This window comes from Gemmata palustris (genome assembly GCF_017939745.1).
Lineage (GTDB): Bacteria > Planctomycetota > Planctomycetia > Gemmatales > Gemmataceae > Gemmata > Gemmata palustris.
In genome coordinates this window covers 3,220,856-3,238,433 of sequence record NZ_JAGKQQ010000001.1, presented here as the reverse complement: position 1 = coordinate 3,238,433, position 17,578 = coordinate 3,220,856, and the positions used below count along the sequence as shown (strand labels likewise).

Annotated in this window: 14 protein-coding genes; 12 read left to right on the top strand and 2 right to left on the bottom strand. The window is 65.9% G+C overall.

Annotation, left to right across the window (positions count from 1 at the left end; translation table 11 throughout):
- Positions 1 to 316 precede the first annotated feature (316 nt).
- The 3 genes from J8F10_RS13150 to J8F10_RS13140 all read left to right on the top strand — a co-directional run bounded on the left by J8F10_RS13150 (position 317) and on the right by J8F10_RS13140 (position 4,795).
- Positions 317 to 1,978 (top strand): hypothetical protein, encoded by a 1,662-nt coding sequence (locus J8F10_RS13150; protein WP_210654262.1) that lies wholly within the window; start codon positions 317 to 319, stop codon positions 1,976 to 1,978.
- A 382-nt stretch (positions 1,979 to 2,360) separates the two neighbouring features.
- Positions 2,361 to 4,169 carry an RNA polymerase sigma factor gene (locus tag J8F10_RS13145; protein WP_210654260.1) on the top strand — a complete coding sequence of 603 codons (1,809 nt, stop codon included), beginning with the start codon at positions 2,361 to 2,363 and terminating at the stop codon, positions 4,167 to 4,169.
- 167 nt (positions 4,170 to 4,336) lie between these two features.
- Positions 4,337 to 4,795 (top strand): hypothetical protein, encoded by a 459-nt coding sequence (locus J8F10_RS13140; protein WP_210654257.1) that lies wholly within the window; start codon positions 4,337 to 4,339, stop codon positions 4,793 to 4,795.
- A 101-nt stretch (positions 4,796 to 4,896) separates the two neighbouring features.
- On the opposite strand, the gene J8F10_RS38795 is transcribed toward J8F10_RS13140, so the two are convergent.
- Complete coding sequence (locus J8F10_RS38795; protein WP_246522717.1) at positions 4,897 to 6,066, bottom strand: transposase; 1,170 nt, start codon at positions 6,064 to 6,066, stop codon at positions 4,897 to 4,899.
- A gap of 281 nt (positions 6,067 to 6,347) precedes the next feature.
- On the opposite strand from J8F10_RS38795, the gene J8F10_RS13125 reads away from it, so the two are divergent.
- From J8F10_RS13125 to J8F10_RS13095, 7 genes are all read left to right on the top strand, one after another.
- Positions 6,348 to 7,220, top strand: coding sequence for a LamG domain-containing protein (locus J8F10_RS13125; protein WP_210654255.1), 873 nt, complete (start codon positions 6,348 to 6,350; stop codon positions 7,218 to 7,220).
- Positions 7,221 to 7,626: 406 nt separating this feature from the next.
- Positions 7,627 to 7,989, top strand: coding sequence for a DUF4274 domain-containing protein (locus J8F10_RS13120; RefSeq protein WP_210654254.1), 363 nt, complete (start codon positions 7,627 to 7,629; stop codon positions 7,987 to 7,989).
- Positions 7,990 to 8,204: 215 nt separating this feature from the next.
- On the top strand, positions 8,205 to 8,759 hold the full coding sequence (locus tag J8F10_RS13115; RefSeq protein ID WP_210654252.1) for a hypothetical protein: 555 nt from the start codon (positions 8,205 to 8,207) through the stop codon (positions 8,757 to 8,759).
- Positions 8,760 to 8,878: 119 nt separating this feature from the next.
- Entirely contained in the window at positions 8,879 to 9,901 is a 1,023-nt protein-coding gene (locus tag J8F10_RS13110; RefSeq protein WP_210654248.1) for an AAA family ATPase, read from the top strand.
- Positions 9,902 to 9,952: 51 nt separating this feature from the next.
- On the top strand, positions 9,953 to 10,408 hold the full coding sequence (locus tag J8F10_RS13105; protein WP_210654246.1) for a hypothetical protein: 456 nt from the start codon (positions 9,953 to 9,955) through the stop codon (positions 10,406 to 10,408).
- A 446-nt stretch (positions 10,409 to 10,854) separates the two neighbouring features.
- Positions 10,855 to 11,829, top strand: coding sequence for a DUF58 domain-containing protein (locus J8F10_RS13100; RefSeq protein WP_210654245.1), 975 nt, complete (start codon positions 10,855 to 10,857; stop codon positions 11,827 to 11,829).
- 47 nt (positions 11,830 to 11,876) lie between these two features.
- The gene (locus J8F10_RS13095) at positions 11,877 to 14,036 is read left to right on the top strand and encodes a S9 family peptidase (RefSeq protein ID WP_210654243.1); all 2,160 of its coding nucleotides are present in this window, start codon (positions 11,877 to 11,879) and stop codon (positions 14,034 to 14,036) included.
- A 352-nt stretch (positions 14,037 to 14,388) separates the two neighbouring features.
- Here J8F10_RS13095 and J8F10_RS13090 read toward each other — a convergent pair whose 3' ends face one another.
- The gene (locus tag J8F10_RS13090) at positions 14,389 to 15,711 is read right to left on the bottom strand and encodes a PQQ-binding-like beta-propeller repeat protein (RefSeq protein WP_210654242.1); all 1,323 of its coding nucleotides are present in this window, start codon (positions 15,709 to 15,711) and stop codon (positions 14,389 to 14,391) included.
- Between the two features lie 332 nt (positions 15,712 to 16,043).
- On the opposite strand from J8F10_RS13090, the gene J8F10_RS13085 reads away from it, so the two are divergent.
- Both J8F10_RS13085 and J8F10_RS13080 read left to right on the top strand, forming a co-directional pair.
- Positions 16,044 to 17,216 carry a CotH kinase family protein gene (locus J8F10_RS13085; RefSeq protein WP_210654241.1) on the top strand — a complete coding sequence of 391 codons (1,173 nt, stop codon included), beginning with the start codon at positions 16,044 to 16,046 and terminating at the stop codon, positions 17,214 to 17,216.
- A 102-nt stretch (positions 17,217 to 17,318) separates the two neighbouring features.
- Entirely contained in the window at positions 17,319 to 17,546 is a 228-nt protein-coding gene (locus J8F10_RS13080) for a hypothetical protein (RefSeq protein ID WP_210654240.1), read from the top strand.
- The last annotated feature ends 32 nt before the right edge of the window (positions 17,547 to 17,578 follow it).

Sequence of the window (17,578 nt, the reverse complement as noted above, 5' to 3'; positions counted from 1 at the left end):
TCCGTAGCACAGGGCGGGAGCCCTGTGCGCCCCTTCCTTCCCCAACACCATGTCCACGCCCCAGATTTATCCGAGCGCCGGCCCGTTTGTTGGCAATCTATGACACGGTGGCGAGGAACGGATTCCCGGTTTGTCGCGGGGTGCGTTCCCAACGTGCCTCTAAAGGATCGCTACGTTGGTAAAGCGCCGCGTGGCGGTGCTCCCGGCAGCACTCTGTTCAGAACCGCATGATTGAGTGCCCCCCGCTCTCAAGTTTTAGTTGCAGACATGTTCGGCCTTGGTGCGCTGGCCGTGCCGAATCTATTGGGGAGTTGTTGTGGCGCGTTACATCTTGCAGTGGACGTCCGTGATGGCAATCGTGATGACCTTCGGTTCGGCGGACGCGCTCGGACAGCCACCTTCTCAAGCCAAGCTGCCCGAAGCGACGGCCGAGATGGCGATCAAGATCGATCCGGCGCTGATCTCTCAATTGGATCAGGTGTGGACGGTCATCGGAAGCCCGAAAAACCCGGTCTGGCCCGGTTGGGACGCACGCGACACACCCGTTCTGATCTACTTCCCGGATCGACAGGATGTACTCATCAACCACCCGAAGCCGCCCGAAGGGTTCAAAAGGTACACCGGTCCCCTGAAATCGGCGCTCGGTCCGATCCACATTCGTGACGGTAAAACGATCACGTCGTTCGACGGACAGAACACGGCGATAGACGTCGGGGGCGTCCAAACCCTCGTGGTGGCCGACACGCTGTCCGCGCGCCGCCAGTGGGCCGAGAGCGTCGCCGCCGCAGCGAAGGGCGATCCCGCCAACGCAAAAGCTCAGATCGACAGCGGGCTGGTCCCGAACCCGTACCCCGCGTTTCGGTTGTTCGCCCACGAAGCATTCCACGTTTATCAGCACAAGCGCGCCCCGGGTAAAGCGCCGCGCGAAACCGCCCTGCTCGCCTACCCGTCGCTGTCCGTTGAGAACAACGTCGGATTCGCGCTGGAAGCGGAATTCCTACACGCGGCATTGGAGGCGGAGGGTAAGGACGCTGCCGTCCCGCACCTCAAGAAGTGGCTCGCGGCCCGGTCCATGCGCCGGGCCAATTTGTCCCAGGAGGCGATCGACTATGAGGACGCGACCGAGTTCAGCGAGGGGACCGCGGTGTACGTCGAGTACCGCCTCACGCAGTGCTTAGAAGGGACCGCACCGCTCGACAAGTTGTGGCTGATTCAGGGGTTCCAAGGGTTCAAAGACCTGTCGTCGGAGCGGGCCGGGATGCGCGCGCGGATGCGGGGGATGATGTCGGGCCGGGTGCCGGTGAACAACGATCTGTACGGGGCCTCCCCCGTTCGCTTCCGGCTGTACTTTTCGGGCATGGCAATCGCCGCGTCGCTCGACCGACTCGGCGCCCGCTGGCACGACAAGGTGTTCGACCCGACCGTGACCCTCACCGGCCTGCTATCGGCCGAACTCAAGGTGAAGCCGGAGGAACTCGGGGCGGAGGTAAAGGGCATCCGAGCGGGGGCCCCGTTCGCCGACCTCACCCGCCAGAAGACGGCACTAGAAAATGACGGCAAGGCCCACATCGCGGCCGCCGTGGCAGCATTCGATCGGGCCGCGGGCGAACTCGTCATCGACTACGCCCGCGTGCGCAAACCGGCCGTGGGGTTCGTCTACACCTCGTTCGGCATCCTACGAGTGGCCGATCACCAGTCGCTCTACCGGCTGATTCCGATTAGTGGCACGGTCGGGGCGTTCAAGTTCGCCGAAGACGCGGCCCGTCCCGTGTTCCACGACGCCGAGGCCAAGCGGATACGCGTCCAACTGACTGGCAAGCCCGATCCGGCCGACCTCGCCAAACAAATCGGGGCGGAACTAACGGCCGATCGCCACATCGATCTGGCTAAGCTCACGGTCCCCGGGGTGACGCTGAACGGAGTCAAAGGGACCGTTCGACTCGACGGGAAGCGTCTGACCCTCGTTCTCGACGAGTAGCACACAGGGCTTCCGCCCGGTGCTACGAACGCCGGCCCCTCCGGGGCGAAGACCACAAACCATCTTCCGCCGCGGAACCGGCCCCTCTGAACCGAAGACCAACACCTTCAATGCGTTTCCGCCCCGGAGGGGCCGGCGTTCGTAGCACCGGTCGGGAGTGAACCAGGGCCGAGAACCAACACCTTCAATGCGTTTCCGCCCCGGAGGGGCCGGCGCTCGTAGCACAGGGCGGAAGCCCTGTGTGCGATTCTGTGCGCTCCTCATTCCGGTCGATCACTTCTCACAGCAAGGAATTCGCGGATAATACGGGCGCGCGGGAGCGCTGGAAATTTTCCCGCGAATTCCCGACTTCGCACCGCCCCGCCGGGCACTCCCTTTCGACATGCACGCACCGCTCACCCGATTGACCGCCCACTTCGCGCCGCCGCAACCGGACGGGGACCTGCTCGCGCGGTTCGTCCACAACCGGGACGAGGCCGCGTTCGCCGCCCTGGTCCACCGCCACGGGCCGACCGTGTACGGCGCGTGCCGCCGGCTCCTCGGCAATTCCGCCGACGCCGACGACGCCTTCCAGACCGTGTTCCTCGTGCTGGCGAACCGGGCCGGCGCGCTCGCCCACCGGCCGGCCCTCGGCGGCTGGCTGCACGAGGTGGCGGTGCGCGTGGCGAAGAAGGCCCGCACCGCCTTCGGGCGCCTGCGGAAGCACGAACGGCGGGCGGCGCAGTCGCGCACGGAACCGGTGCTCGACGCGCCCCCGGACGACCCGCCCGCGTGGTTGGACCGGGAACTGGCCGCGCTGCCCGAGCGGTACCGCGAGCCGGTCGTGCAGTGCCTGATCCGGGAGCGCCCGCGGACCGAGGTGGCGGCCGAACTCGGCATCCCCGAGGGCACGCTGGCGAGCCGGCTGGACGCCGCCCGCAAGCGGCTGGCGGAGCGGCTCGCCCGGCACCGCGTGCCGCTGGCGCTTGGCGGGCTATTGGTGCCGGTACCCGCGCCCCTGGCCGCGGCGACGGCGCGCCGGGCGCTCGACGGGCCGGGAGCGGCCATCCATCAACTCGCGAACGAGGTGACGAAAGCAATGTTCCCCAACACGAAGTGGATCGCACTGGGCGCGGTCGCCGTTCTGACGGCGGTCGGCGGCCTGCTGCTCGCGGCCGACTCGACCGCGCCCCCGACCCCAAAAGCTGGTGTCGTTGCCACCGCCCGGCGCGCCGCACCGGTGCCGCAAAAGAAGGAACCGCCCGAGCCGGCGTGGATGGGGGCGTTCCGAAAGGCTTACGAACTGAAGGACGGGGAGTACGTTCGGCGCGTGCCCCTACCGCTGCTACCCGAGCGCGCGGACTTCTTCCTCACGCATTTCTACAAGACCTGGGGGACAGAGCGCGATCAGCACTCGCGCCGGGAGTTCTCGCGGTGGAGCGCCTTCTGTACGCTGTTCGTGGAACAGGACGGCAAAGCCCTGCACTACCAACGGTCTTGGTCCGCGGTGTACCTCCAGGGGCACCCCGAACTGCAGCGCGGCGAGAACCTGCTGACGGTACCCACCCTGGTCGAACTCGTGACCGGACGCAACGAGCCGGAATTCGTGATCGAGCCCAAATCCAAGGACGCGCCGCTGTTCGAGGAGAGGAACCTGACCGTGAGCGGGGACTTCGTCGTGCGCCGGAACGCCCCCCTGGACAAGCTGGTCCCCCAACTGGAGAAGATCCTCCGCACCGAGCTGAAACTCGATGTGCGGCTGACCCTGAAGGACGAGGAGCAATCGGTGTTCGTGGTCGGTGGCGCGTTCAAGCTCGTGCCACCGGAGTGGCGCGAGCGGACCGTGAAGGAGGTGGACGTGTACGCGACCACCGAGGGGCTGAACAAGGAGTACCAGTTCGCGCAGCACGACCGCGGCCGGGAGCGCGCGGCGGTCGTGACCACGTCCACGTACACGGGCACCCCTACCGAGTTCGCCCGGTTCATCGGGTACCGGCTCGGAACCCGGATGGTATGGGACACCGACCTACCGGCCGAGCCGAAATTCTCCTGGCACAATCATACCGTGCGGAACCCGAACAAGGAAGCGGAAGCCGCCGATCGCGACCCCGAGAAGATACTGCCGATCGTGACGGCGCAAACCGGCCTCACGTTCAAGAAAGAGAAGCGGAAGGTACAGGTTCTGTACTTGAGCGCGCCCGAACAGAAGTGACCCCGCGGCGGTTCCCGAAGGCGTCGCGGGGACCGCGGGTCTTCCGCCCCGTTCGTTGCTGTACGCGCGCAGAAGCAGAAACGAGTTGCGACCGTGAAATCTGTTTGACACCTCGCTGCGAGAGCCGACAATCCCGGGAAGGGTTGCCAGCCCCCCGGAGGTCGACGATGAGGGCACCTTTACTGATCCTGGCCGGCGTGGTCGCGACTCTATTGACGGTTCCTGCCGGTGCGCAGGAGAAGATCAATCTGTTAAATAAAGATAAGGCCGAAGAGTCCGCCAAGAAGATCAAGGCGCTCCAGAAGGAGCGGATCACCGCCTTGAAGGACGCGGCGGAACAAATCGCCGCCCTGTTCAAAAGCGGGCGCACGACGGCCGATGAGGTGTACGAAGCGCGCCTGATGGCTCTGCGGGCGGAACTGGACGCCGCGGAGAAGGGGCCGGAGCGCGTCGCGCTCTACAAGAGCATGGTGGACGTGTTGAAGGAGTACGAGACGTGGGCCGTCGCCCAGCACCAGGCCGCACGAGCAACCGCCGCGACCGCCCTCAAGGTGAAAGCGCGGCGCCTGGAGTCCGAGATTCACCTGGAACAAGCGAAAGTTCAGGCCGACAAAGAGAGCAAGTAACCGGTCCAAAATGGGAAGTTCCACCCGCTCCGGCCGCACGCGGGTGGCCTCAAGGTTCCGGGAGCCGTGCCTTGTAACGAGCCGCGACCGCAACAGTAGTTTCAAGGCGTTGCGTTGGTTGTAAGTGTATTGTGTGGCAGGGTAATACATCGTGTGCGTGGGTATCGTGAGCGGATCCGTTGCGTGAGCCAGTCGAGCATCTCGGCCAACGGGAACTGGGCGACCCAGGCGGTCGGCGCGAGCCCGCGTGCCCGAGCGATCCGGAGCGTCAGGTACACCCACACCTGGCGCAACAGCAGGGCCACGCCCTCGAGCAGCAACCGGTACTCGGGGTTGGTGCTGGTGGTCCACCCGCGGGCCTGGTTCTTCTGCCGATAGCTGGTCTCGATCCCGAACCGCTCTCGGTACCGCCGGCGCCCCAACCGAGCCCGGTTCGCCTCCGACACGGCGGTCGCATCGCCCCACCCGCGGAACGCGTACACCCGGGCGTGCGATTCGCCCTTCCGTTGCCACACGAGCACCCGAGTCGATACCGCCTTGCGGCTCTTCTCGGTGACCCACTCCATGGTGGTGATGGTGCCGTGGGGTTGGGTGTAGCTGGCGTTGCGGCGGTTGGTACCGGTGCCCTTCTTGCGCATCGGGACCGTGTAGCTCAGGTTCCGTTCCTGCAACAGCAACAGGGTCTCCCCGCTGTCGAACCCGGCGTCCAGAACCACCCCGCGGACCGTGAGCCCGCGGGCCGCCACCTGGTCCAGAAGGGTCTGCACCTGCTGGTGCGGCTTGGTTCCTTTCGTCACGCTCATCAGCCCCACGGTGTACCGCCGGTGCTTGTGAATCAGTACCCCGGTGGCGTACGCGTGAAAGAACGAGGTCCCGGCCTTCTTGGGTCCGCCGATGATCCCCGGGGTGCTGCGATCCCCATAAAAGGGGACGTAATGCACATCGATGGCACACGTCCACCGGCGCCTCCGGTCCCGGCGCGTGAACCCCGCCACCTGGTGAAGGGCATCCACCAACCGGGCCGTGAGTTGGTCCCGGGAACCCCGGTTGGCGTGCATCGCCTGTCGCGCGGTCTCGTGGGAGAACCCGAAGTACCGGGTCACTACCGCGAACAACGTGCGGGTGGTGCCCGCGATCAACAGCACCAGGTCGAGCAACTGGGTGCGCGTGACCGACCGCTTGTAGTCGGTCCAACCCAGGGCCCGTTCCAACGTTCGGCGCGTCAGTGCGTGGACCACCGCCGGGGTGATCGTAGAGTAACCACGTCGCATGGGAGGCTCCCGTTCAAGTGCCTGAGAACCTTGAACTTAGGAACTCCCATGCGGCACTGCCAAATCACTTGAAACTACTGGCAAGGGAGCGGGAGGCACTGCCCGCACTCAGGTGATCTCAAGGTAACCCGGAGAGCCGCGCCCCGCTCCCTTGTGGTCGCGGCTCGTTTGCCCGCAACACTCGTGCTGCGCCAGGACCAGGCGTTCCCGCTCCCTTGCGGCCGCGGCTCGTCCCACCCGCTACGACGATCCCACACGCACACCACCCCGAGAGTTCCCGCATGCGTCACGTCTCCCGCCTGGGGCTCGCGCTCGTCGCCGCCGGCTCGGTCCTCGCGCCGGGGCGGGCCGACGAGCCCGCCGTCCGCAAGGCGGTCACCTTTTACGCCTCCTTCGACGAGGCCGTGAAGGGCGACGCCGGCGCGGGCGCCCTCGACGCGGGCACGCGGTTCCCGCACCCGACCGAGAAGGGGCAGTTCGTCTTCGAGAAGGGGATCGACGCGACCGTGCTGAAGGTCGCGAAGGGGAAGGGGGTCGCGGGGGGCGCGCTCGAGGCGACCGGCCCGCCGGCGAAGAACGGCTGGCTGTACTTCCCGGCGAAGGGCAACCTCGCGTACAAGAAGGACGGGTGGTCCGGCTCCCTCTCGCTGTGGTGCAACACGGACCCGAACCGGCTCATCAAGGCGCAGTTCTGCGACCCGGTGCAGATCACCCAGAAGGGGTACGACAACGGGGCGCTGTGGTTCGATTTCAACGACGCGAAGCCGCGCGCCCTCCGGTACGGCGCGTTCCCGGCCCGCGCCGCGGGGCAGAAGGCGGTCCCCGAGTCCGACCCGAAGGTACCGATGGTCCGCGCGGGGGTCGTGGACTGGAAAGAGGGCGCGTGGCACCACGTGGTGCTCACGTTCCAGAACCTCGACACGGGCAAGCCGGACGCCGTCACCACCCTGTACATCGACGGCAAGCGGATCGGCGAAGTGAAGGGCCAAGCGCTCGCGATGGGCTGGGACATCGAGAAAGCGGGCGTGTACCTCGCGCTCGGCTACATCGGGCTCCTGGACGAGTTCGCCCTCTTCGACCGCGCGCTGACGGCCGAAGAGGTGGCACTGTTGCACAAGAAGCCCGACCTGCTGGCCCCGCTCAAGAAGAAGTAACCGTGTACGGGGGCACGATGGCGAGGGCGTCGGTGGCGCCTCAAGCACCACCCCGAACTCACGCAACGAATGGCAAAGGTGGGACGCGCCAGCGGTTTTGGTTGTGCCCTCTCCCCTTGCGGGAGAGGGTCGCCGCGCTTCGCGGCGGGGTGAGGGGTTGCTTCCATATTCAGGCGGTTACCCCTCACCCGGTTCGCAGAGCCTCACCACCCTCTCCCGCAAGGGGAGAGGGCAAAAATACAGCCGAATCATTGCTCACGTTTGCAGTCGATTGGCAGAGGATTGGGGTGGTCAATTGGCTGTTCGATTGAGAAGTTTATATCAATCGAAAGAATCTGATTCGCGCTGATCCAACACTCGGGCAGGGGCACAGCGATCTAAAACGGTCGGGTCACTGACGCTGTGATTGGGAAGGAAATCAATGCCGCCGGCCGACCACCACGATTGGGTTGTGCAGTACAACTGGGACGACGGCTTGGCCCCGATCTGGGTCATCGCCGACAGTCCCGCCACGGAGGTCGCCACCGCTCTCCTCATTTACTGGCGGCTCGGCGGTCCGTGGCTGGCGACCTCTGTGGCCTCGGGGGGCAACGCCGAAGCCAAGCGGCTTCAGGACGTCGTCCGGGACCGCCTGCTGACTGGGTTCTATCTCGTCGGGCGGGCCGAGTTCGACCCGAAGACCGAGTTATCCCGCACACAGATCCACCAGTTACGTAAGGCCGGTCTGCCTGAATTGCTACTCGGCCCGGCACAGGGAGACTCGGACTGAACGGCACCCTAACGGCGCGGCATAAGCCCGCCGGTGCTACCAAGTGCGAGGGCGCCGCCGATCTTTTGAGGTGCCAGCGGTGCAGTGCAGGTCCACTTGGGGACAGTACCGGCGGGCTCACGCCGCGCCGTTCGCCCGCACCGGCGCTCCGGCCCGACGCGGAAACGATATCCTGCCGGGTAGAGATTGCCGGCGTTGCACCCGAGGAGATCGCCGTGAGCGAGCGCCCGCTGTTTGAACGACCAATCGATGACGTGCTTCCGCCGACACACCGCTCGGCCCCGGCCCCGAGTGGCTCGGCCCTATCCCCGGCGCCGGGAGTGGCCCGGGAGCGGCCGGACACGGAACTGCTGGCGATCGCTCGGTACCAGAAGTGGCTCATTCGGATCATCCTGCTCCAGATCCTGCTCGTGTGCGCGGGCGTCGGTTTAGGCCTCGCGGGAGCAGGAGACGGTGCGGGGGAGACGTCCACCGCGTTTCTTGTCGCCGCTACTGCGGCGGTGCTCCTGGGCGTGGTCTCGCTGGTCGTCGTGTTCCTGCTCGCCTCGAAGCTGTACGGCACGGCCACGGCAGTTGTGCTCGGGCTGTGCCTACTCGTCCTGTGCGGGGGCACGATCACGTTGCTGGTCGTGAACGCCCGGGCGACGGCCGAACTGCGGCGCAACGGTATCCGGGTCGGGTTCCTCGGCGCGCGGCGGGCCGACTTGGTGGCGCTGGCCCCCGGGCCGCGACAGCCGGGCGACGCGCGGATGCCCAAACTGGGGTGGTGAGCCCCCGCCGCGCGCCCGCGCCGGCGGTGAGGAGCGCGAAACGCCCTTCGCTACTCCGGCGGGCGCGCGAATTGGTAAAATGGGGTTTCGCGTTCCCCAACCGCACCGGAGCCGACCCCGTGGCCGATGATCGCTTCACGGACTACCTGAACAAATTCTCCGCCGACCGCGTCGCGATGCTCGATCAGCTCCGGCAGGTGGTCGTCGGGCAGGGCGAGGTCATTGAGCAAGTTCTGGCCGCGATCTTCACCCGCGGGCACTGCCTCCTGGTGGGCGTGCCCGGGCTCGCGAAGACGCTGATGGTCAGCTCCATCGCGCAGATCCTGAGCATCGCGTTCAAGCGCGTGCAGTTCACCCCGGACCTGATGCCCTCGGACATCACGGGCACGACGGTGCTCGACGAGACCGCCGAGGGCAAGCGCGAGTTCCGGTTCGTGCGCGGGCCGATCTTCGCGAACATCGTGCTGGCCGACGAGATCAACCGGACCCCGCCCAAGACGCAGGCCGCGCTCCTCGAGGCGATGCAGGAGCGCCAGGTGACCGCGGGCCAGGAGACGATGAAGCTGCCCGAGCCGTTCTTCGTGATCGCGACTCAAAACCCGATCGAACAGGAAGGCACGTACCCGCTCCCCGAAGCGCAACTCGACCGCTTCATGTTCAACGTGAAGGTCGATTACCCCACCCTGGAGGACGAGCGCCAGATCGTCCTGATGAGCACGCGCGGCGAGAAGCCGGAACTCACAAAGGTGCTGACCGCGGAGCGCATCGTCGCGTGGCAGAAGCTGGTGAAGAAGGTGGAAGTGCCGCCGTTCGTCAACGAGTTCATCGTGAAACTGGTGCGCGCGACGCGGCCCAAAGACCCGAGCGCGCCCGACCTCATCAAGCGCCTCGTGGATTGGGGCGCCGGGCCGCGCGCGGGCATCTTTCTCGCGCAAGCGGGTCAGGCGTTCGCCGCGATGGACGGCCGGCCCAGCGTCGCCATCGACGACATCAAGAAGGCCGCGATCCCCGTTCTGCGCCACCGGGTCAGCGCGAACTTCCAGGCCCAGGCCGAGGGCCGCAACAGCGACGACATCGTCACGGAATTGCTGAAGATCGTGAGCGAACCGGAACCGAAGAAGTACGTCGAGAAGAAGCGCTAGGGGCGCAATTGTTAGCTGTGCCCGTTCCTGTGTTTGTGGTGACGTGCCGATATGTGGTACCGCGTGTTCGGACGATCGGAAGTCGAGTCCCCGCCCGCCGCGCTCGCCGCGCACCTGCACGCGCGCGGGCTCACCGTGGAGCCGCACTTTAGGGGCGACGACCTGGGCTGGACGAGCGGCGAGCTCCGGCTCCCCAACGGGTCGCCGATCCTGCTCGCGCGCTTCCTCACCAAAGAGGACGACCTGCGCGACGACCTCAACGCCTACGCCGCCGAACTCGAAACGATGGACTACAGCCCGAACAGCGGGCCGCTGATGGCGCACATGATTCAGACGAAGCAACTCGTCACGCTGCGCAAGCCCGTGGACGCGCCCGACGAAGTGCTCTCCGAAAAGGTGCTCGAAGAGGCGTGCCGGTTCCTGACCGCCGCGACCGACGGCGTGTACCAGATCGACGGCCGCGGGTGGTTCGACGCGGCCGGCAAGTTGCTGGTGCAAGAGTATTGAGACGCCGAGTGCGGTGGTTTTTGTAGGAGGGTGGGTCCAGGCTTTGCGCCGGCCCACCACACCCGATGCGAGTGCGAACGGGACCCCGCGCGGATCATCCGGCGGGCCGATGACCCGATGGTGGTTTTTTGTAGGGTGGGTCCAGGCTTTGCGCCGGCCCACCACACCCGCCTGCGAGCGCGAACGGAACCCCGCGCGCGGATCGTCCGGCGGGCCGATGACCCGATGGCGGTTTTTGTAGGGTGGGTCCAGGCTTTGCGCCGGCCCACCATTGGGTCTTGGACGTGCCGGGTGGCGTTGGGGCGCGCGGGGTTCGTTCGCGCTTGCGGGGGAGATGGTGGGCCTGCGCAAAGCCTGGACCCACCCTACAAAAAACCACTGACACTCGCTTGTGCCACAAGGGTGAAGACGAATAGACCGACGGTTCACACGCGAACGGCCCCTTCATGAACGCAGAGAAGTACCTCCGGCCCGAAGTGATCCGCCAGGTCGCGCGGCTCGACCTGCGCGCGAAGTTCATCGTGCAGGGGTTCCTGTCCGGGCTCCACAGCAGCCCGTACCACGGGTTCTCCGTCGAGTTCTCCGAGCATCGCAAGTACAACCCGGGCGACGACCTCAAGTCGCTCGACTGGGGCGTGTACGCGAAGACCGGCAAGTACTTCGTCAAGAAGTACCAGGCCGAGACCAACATGACGGGCTACCTCGTCATGGACCTGTCGAAGTCGATGGACTGGAACGGCCCCGCGGAGGCGCGCAAGGCCGGCGTGAAGATCGACTGGAGCGCCCTCGGTGCGGCCGACGAGACGCTCACGAAGTTCGACTACGCGGTCTGCCTCGCCGCCGCGCTCGGGTACCTGATGATCTACCAGCAGGACCCGGTCGGGCTGGTCGCGTTCGACACGAAGCTCCGCACCGTGGTGCCGCCCAAGAGCAAGCGCACGCAGCTCGGCACCATCCTGTCCGTACTCGCGAACCTCAAGGCGACCGGCGAGACGAACATCCCGGAGAGCCTCTTCCAGCTCGCGTCCATGATTAAGGGCAAGAGCCTCGTGATGCTCTTCAGCGACCTGCTGCCCACCACCGACGACTGGAAGACCGAAGCGGACGCGCTCGTGCGCAGCCTGTACCGCCTGCGCTACGCGGGGCACGAGGTGATCGTGTTCCACGTCCTCGACGTGCTCGAAGCGAAGTTCCCGCTCGCGGGGCTCGTGGACTTCCAGGACGTGGAGTCGACCGAGCACAAGGAGATCGACGCGAACGGCATCCGCGACGACTACATCGCGTTCGTGGAGGAGTTCCGCGGGTACATCAAGAAAGAATGCACCGCGGCGAACGTGGACTACCTCGGTGTGGACACGTCTGTGGGCTTCGACAAGGCGCTGATCGAATACCTCGTACAGCGCCAGCGCCGGTTCGGGTAAGATCGCGGCTCGTATCCCTCTCCGCTCATTCATTCGGAGGTAAACGTATGCGAATCGCGCGTTCGGTCGCGGTCGTCGCCCTGGTGCTCTGCGCGTCACAGCTCCGGGCCGCGGACCGGCGGTCGATGACCCTCGACGACTTCTTCGCGGTCAAGCGGGTGGCCGCGCCGCAAATCAGCCCGGACGGGAAGCACGTCGCGTACCAGGTCACGACGGTCGATCTGGAGAAGAACAAGAGCGCCACCGCGCTGTGGGTGGCCGCGACCGACGGGAAGGAGGCGCCGAAGCAGCTCACCCCGAAGGACGTGCCCGGCCGCGAGCCGCGCTGGTCGCCGGACGGCAAGTGGATTCTGTTCGAGTCGAAGGGCGGGCTGTACGTGACGGATCTCGCCGGCAAAGAGCCGCTGCTCGTCGCGCAGATCAGCACCGGCGCGAGCCACGGCATCTGGTCCGCAGACGGTAAGTCGATCGCGTTCGTATCGAGCGTCCACCCGGAATTCAGCGAAAAACCGTTCGCCGAAAGCGACAAGCTCAACAAGGACAAGGACGACGCGATCGCGAAGAGCCCCGTGAAGGCGAAGACGTTCACGAAACTCTTCTACCGGCACTGGGTCGAGTACGTCGGCGACAAGCGCCAGCATTTGTTCGTGATCGAAGCGAACCTGGACCCGGCGCGCAAAGCCCTCCCGGACCCGCGCGACGTCACGCCCGGTGACCGCGACGCCTTCCCCACGTCGTCCACGTTCGATAGCGGCGACAACTTCACCTTCACGCCGGACGGCACGCACCTCGTGTTCACCGCGCCGCCCGCCGAGAACGAGGCGTGGAGCACGAACTACGACCTGTGCCGCGTGAGCACGACGAACACGTCCACGAAGTGGGAAACACTAACCACGGACAACAAAGCCGCCGACAGCGGTCCGAAGTTCAGCCCGGACGGGAAGAAGCTCGCGTGGCGCGCCCAAACGCGCGCGGGCTACGAGGCGGACTCATGGGACATCCTCTACGTTCCCGCGAACCCGGACGGAACGTTTACGGAGAAACCTAAAGCGGTACTGGGAGCGCACACGCGGATCACATCAATCAACGAGTTCGTCTGGGCAACGGTCTGGGATCGTGACGAAACGCACCTCAGCTTTCTGTTCGCCATCGACAAGGACGGCGGTCAACCGCTCCACTTCCATCTGCTCGGCAAACTGTCGTCGAACTATGCGGCTCGGGACGCTTCTAGCACCGGATCGTTCGGGTCGTTCACGGCAAGCCGCGACGGGACGAAGTTTGCTTACATTCATTCTTCCTTGACCGCGCCGGCCGAGATCCAGGTCTGGGGTTTGGCGATAAAGTTCGTACCAGAGCCAACACGTATCAACCACGTCAACGATACACTGCTCGCCGAACTCGACCTCCCGAAACCGGAATCCGTGAGTGTTCCCGTCGAGGGCGGCGCGAAGATGCAAATGTGGGTGCAGAAGCCGCCGGGGTTCGACGCGAAGAAGAAGTGGCCGGTGGTGTACCTCGTTCACGGTGGCCCGCAGAGCGCGTGGCGTGATGCGTGGAGTTACCGCTGGAACCCCCAACTCTGGGCCGCACAGGGCTACGTGGTGGTGATGCCGAACCCGCGCGGGAGCGTCGGCTTCGGCCAGAAGTTCACCGACGAGATCACCGGGGATTGGGGCGGGAAGTGCTATCGCGACCTCGTCGCGGGCCTGGATTTCGTCGAGAAACTGCCTTACGTCGATAAGGACCGGATCGCGGCAGCGGGCGGGAGCTTCGGCGGGTACATGATGAACTGGTTCGCGGTGAACGACGTCGCGCCGCGGTTCAAGTGTCTGGTGACGCACTGCTCGGTGTGGAACTTCGAGAGCATGTGGGGCACGACCGACGAGTTGTGGTTCGACGAGTGGGAGCACGGCGGATTGCCGTGGGAGAAGCCCCAGAAGTACGCCGAGTTCTCACCGCACAAGAAGGCCGGGAACCTGGGCAAGCACAAGACGCCGATGCTCATCATCCACAACGATTTGGACTTCCGGTGCCCGATCGGTCAGGGGCACGAGCTGTTCACCACGCTGCAGCGCCAGGGGGTGCCGAGCCGGTTCGTGAACTTCCCCGACGAGGGGCACTGGGTGCTCAAGCCGCAAAACAGCGCGCACTGGCACAAGGAAATCTTCGCGTGGCTGAAGAAGTACGCGCCGCCCGGACCGAAGTGATTGGCGAACGGCCGGTGTGAGCCGGCCGGTGTGAGCACAGGCGAACGGCCGGTGTGAGCCGGCCGGTGGGAGCGCAGGCGAACGGCCGGTGTGAGCCGGCCGGTGTGAGCACAGGCGAACGGCCGGTGTGAGCCGGCCGGTGGGAGCACAGGCGAACGGCCGGTGGGAGCACAGGCGAACGGCCGGTGGTGCCAGATACCGTGGCCCGCCGGTGTTTTGAGGTGGCGTTGGTGCAGCACTGGCTCACTTGGGGTGGCGCCACCGGCCGGCTCACACTGGCCGTTCGCCTGCGCTGGTTGCCGATCGCCGCTGCTGTGCCACCGGCCGGCTCACACCGGCCGTTCGCCCAGCTTCACTTCGCCAGATCGACGCAGATGAGTTCCTTGTCGTTGCGGACGAACATCTTCTTGTCCGCGAACGCCGGGGCGCACCACACGACCTTGCGGCCGAAGGCGTTGCCCGTCTGCTCGATCACTTTCGTGCGGTCGATCTCCTCGTACCCCTGCGGCGTCAGCTTGCCGATCACGAGGTGCCCGGTCTCGGCGAAGAAGAAGAACCGGTCGCCGTTCTTCACCATGAACGCGGTCTCCGACCCCTTCGGCTTGTCCCCGCCGACCGGCCCCACGTCCTCCCACACGCGCTTGCCCGAGGGCAACTCGACGGCGAACATCATCCCGCTGTCGTCGTAGCCGTACAGGAGCCCGTCGAGCAGGAACGGCTGCACGCTCCCGGGGTACAGCGCGGTTTTCTTCTTATTGTTGAAGACCACCTCCGCCTCGGGCTTGTCGGCGGCCAGCTTCACGAGCAGGTTCTTGGCCGGGTACCCCGCGACGAACAGGTGGTCGCCGACCCGCACCGGGGTCATCACCGCGTACCCGAAGTCCTCGGAGTACGGCTTCGACCAGTACTGCGCGCCGGTCTCCGGGTTCACCGAGTACACGGCCTTCGGCCCGGCCACGATCATCTGGCGCTTCCCGCCGGCCTCGGTAATCATCACCGGCGAGTACCCCTGCTCGGGCAGGTTCCCGGCCTTCCAGATCTCCTTGCCCGTGTCCTTGTCGAACGCGACGACGTGGCTCCCCTCGCCGCCGACGAGGGTGATGAGCTTCTTCCCGTCGATGAGCGGGTGCGCCGCGTACCCCCACAGCGCGGGCTTGGTCTTGTACTCCTTCAGGAAGTTGCGCGCCCAGAGCACCTTGCCGGTATCGGCCTCGAGGCAGAACAGGTTGCCCATCGCGCCGAGCGCGTACACCTTGCCCTCGTGGACCGTGGGCGTGCAGCGCGGGCCGGACGGGTAGCTGATCTGGTACGGGCAGTCGTACTCGTGCTTCCACAGTTCCTTGCCGGTTTTGGCGTCCAGGCACAGCACGCGCTCGGTGCTGTTCACTTGGGCCTTCGTGTCGAACGGGTCGGCCGGGTTCGCCGCGCCCTTCGCGAGCACGCGGTCGGCCACGAACACCTTCCCGCCGACGACGGCCGGCCCCGCGTACCCGCCGGCCACGGGGGTGCGCCAGAGCACCTTCGGCCCGTCCTTCGGGAACTTCTCCAAGATGCCGGTCTCGCGCCACACGTTGTCGCGCTTCGGCCCCATCCACTGGGGCCAGTCGTCGGCGCGGGCGCCCGGCGCCGGGGCGAGCGCCACCACCGCGAGCAGGAGCGCGTTGCGGAATCGCATTGGGAACCTCCGGGGGAGCAAACGAGTTGGTTATCATGACCCGCGGCGCGCGTGCGGACAAGGCGGAAACGCGGTGCGCCCGGCCTTGGTTTCGTGGCACAGGCCTCTGGCCTGTGTGATGCGCTGCCGTGTTTGGTCGTAGCACAGGCCTCTGGCCTGTGTGATGTCTCCACAGGCCAGAGGCCTGTGCCACGAAACACCGCGAACGAACAGGTGGTCGCGTGTTATTCACGAGAACTTAACGGTCGCTCCGGTCGCGTCGCGCTTGTGGTGCGGGTCCGTTCGCGGGTAAAATCGCTACACGCTGACCAGACCGCCCACCGGAGTTCGCCGTGAGACGACCCCTTCTGATATTGGCCCTGTTCGCCCTCATACTCGGGACCGCCAACGTGCCCGCGGTGGATACCGCGCCGGTCCCGCGCACGATCACCGAGCGCGACGCCTTCTTCCGCAAGCCCCAGGTTCACAACATCGTCCTGACGGTGGACAAGAAGGAGGTCGACGCGATCAACCGCGAGCCGCGCAAGTACGCGAAGGTGCTGGTGAAGGAGGGCGCCACCGAGTACGCCGACGTGGGGTTCCACCTGAAGGGCGCGGCCGGGAGTTATCGCAACTTCGACGACAAGCCGGGCCTGACGCTGAACATGGACAAGTTCGTCGACGCCCAGCGGTACCACGGGATGGACAAGTGGCACCTCGCGAACTCGGCCCAGGACCCGAGCTACCTCTCCGAACTGATTTGCGGCGATCTGATGCGGGCCGCGGGCGTGCCGGCCGCGCGCGTGAGCCACGCCACGGTCACGATCAACGGGCGCAAGTGCGGGATGTACTACATCAAAGAGGGCTACGACCGGCAGTTCCTCCAGAGCAACTTCGGGAACGGCAACGGGAACTTCTACGACGGCGGGTTCCTGCGCGACATCGACCAGCCCCTCGACCTGATTTCGGGCAAGGGCGACGTGGCCGACCGCGCGGACCTGAAGGCGCTCGTGGCCGCGACCCGCGAGGGGAACGAGAAGAAGCGGTTCGAGAAACTGGAGAAACTCCTCGACCTCGACAAGTTCATCAGCTACGTCGTGATCGAGATGCTCACCTCCGACTGGGACGGGTACCCGTCGAAGTGCAACAACTACCGCATCTACCACCACCCGAAGACGAACAAGATCACGTTCATCCCGTCGGGGATGGATCAGATGTACGGCGACACGAACTGGCCGATCCTGCCGGACTGGGGCGGGAGCGTGGCCCGCGCGCTGATGCAGACGAAGGAGGGGAAGAAGCGGTACGTGGCCCGGCTCCGCGAGATCATGGCGAACGTGTACAAGCCGGACGCGCTGATCGCGCGGCTCGACGAACTGGAGGCCGTGGTTCACCCGGCGCTCAAGGCGGTCGACGCCGGGGCCGGGAACGATTACAAGAACCAGGTCAACCGGCTCCGCGACGCGATCCGGGAGCGCGCGAAGAACGTGAACGCGCAGATCAAGCAGTTGCCCGTCGAGAAGTAACAGGGGCGTTTAATTCTCGCAGATGGGACGTCGTGTGGTTACCGCCATCGTCCCGATCAGGCTGGCGCTCGTCTACCCAGTGCTCGCGAGGCAGGATACTCCTTGAAGACGCTCGAAGCTTGGTACGGTGTACCGCCGGGTCGCGAGGGACCCGTCGTCCAATTGTTCTTTGCCGACGGCGGTCCGCAGTGGGGTGAAGTCAGCACCACCGACGGGAGGCTCGTGCTTGAAGTTTTCCCGCAGGACTCTGCCGCCCTGTCGCTGCCCGTGGGGGAGTTGTTGGAGGTCTTGCGGCTGGCTCGGGATCGCCTATCAGACGATCCCAACTGAGGTCGCTCTGGAGCAGTCGGTCGTGTCGAGCC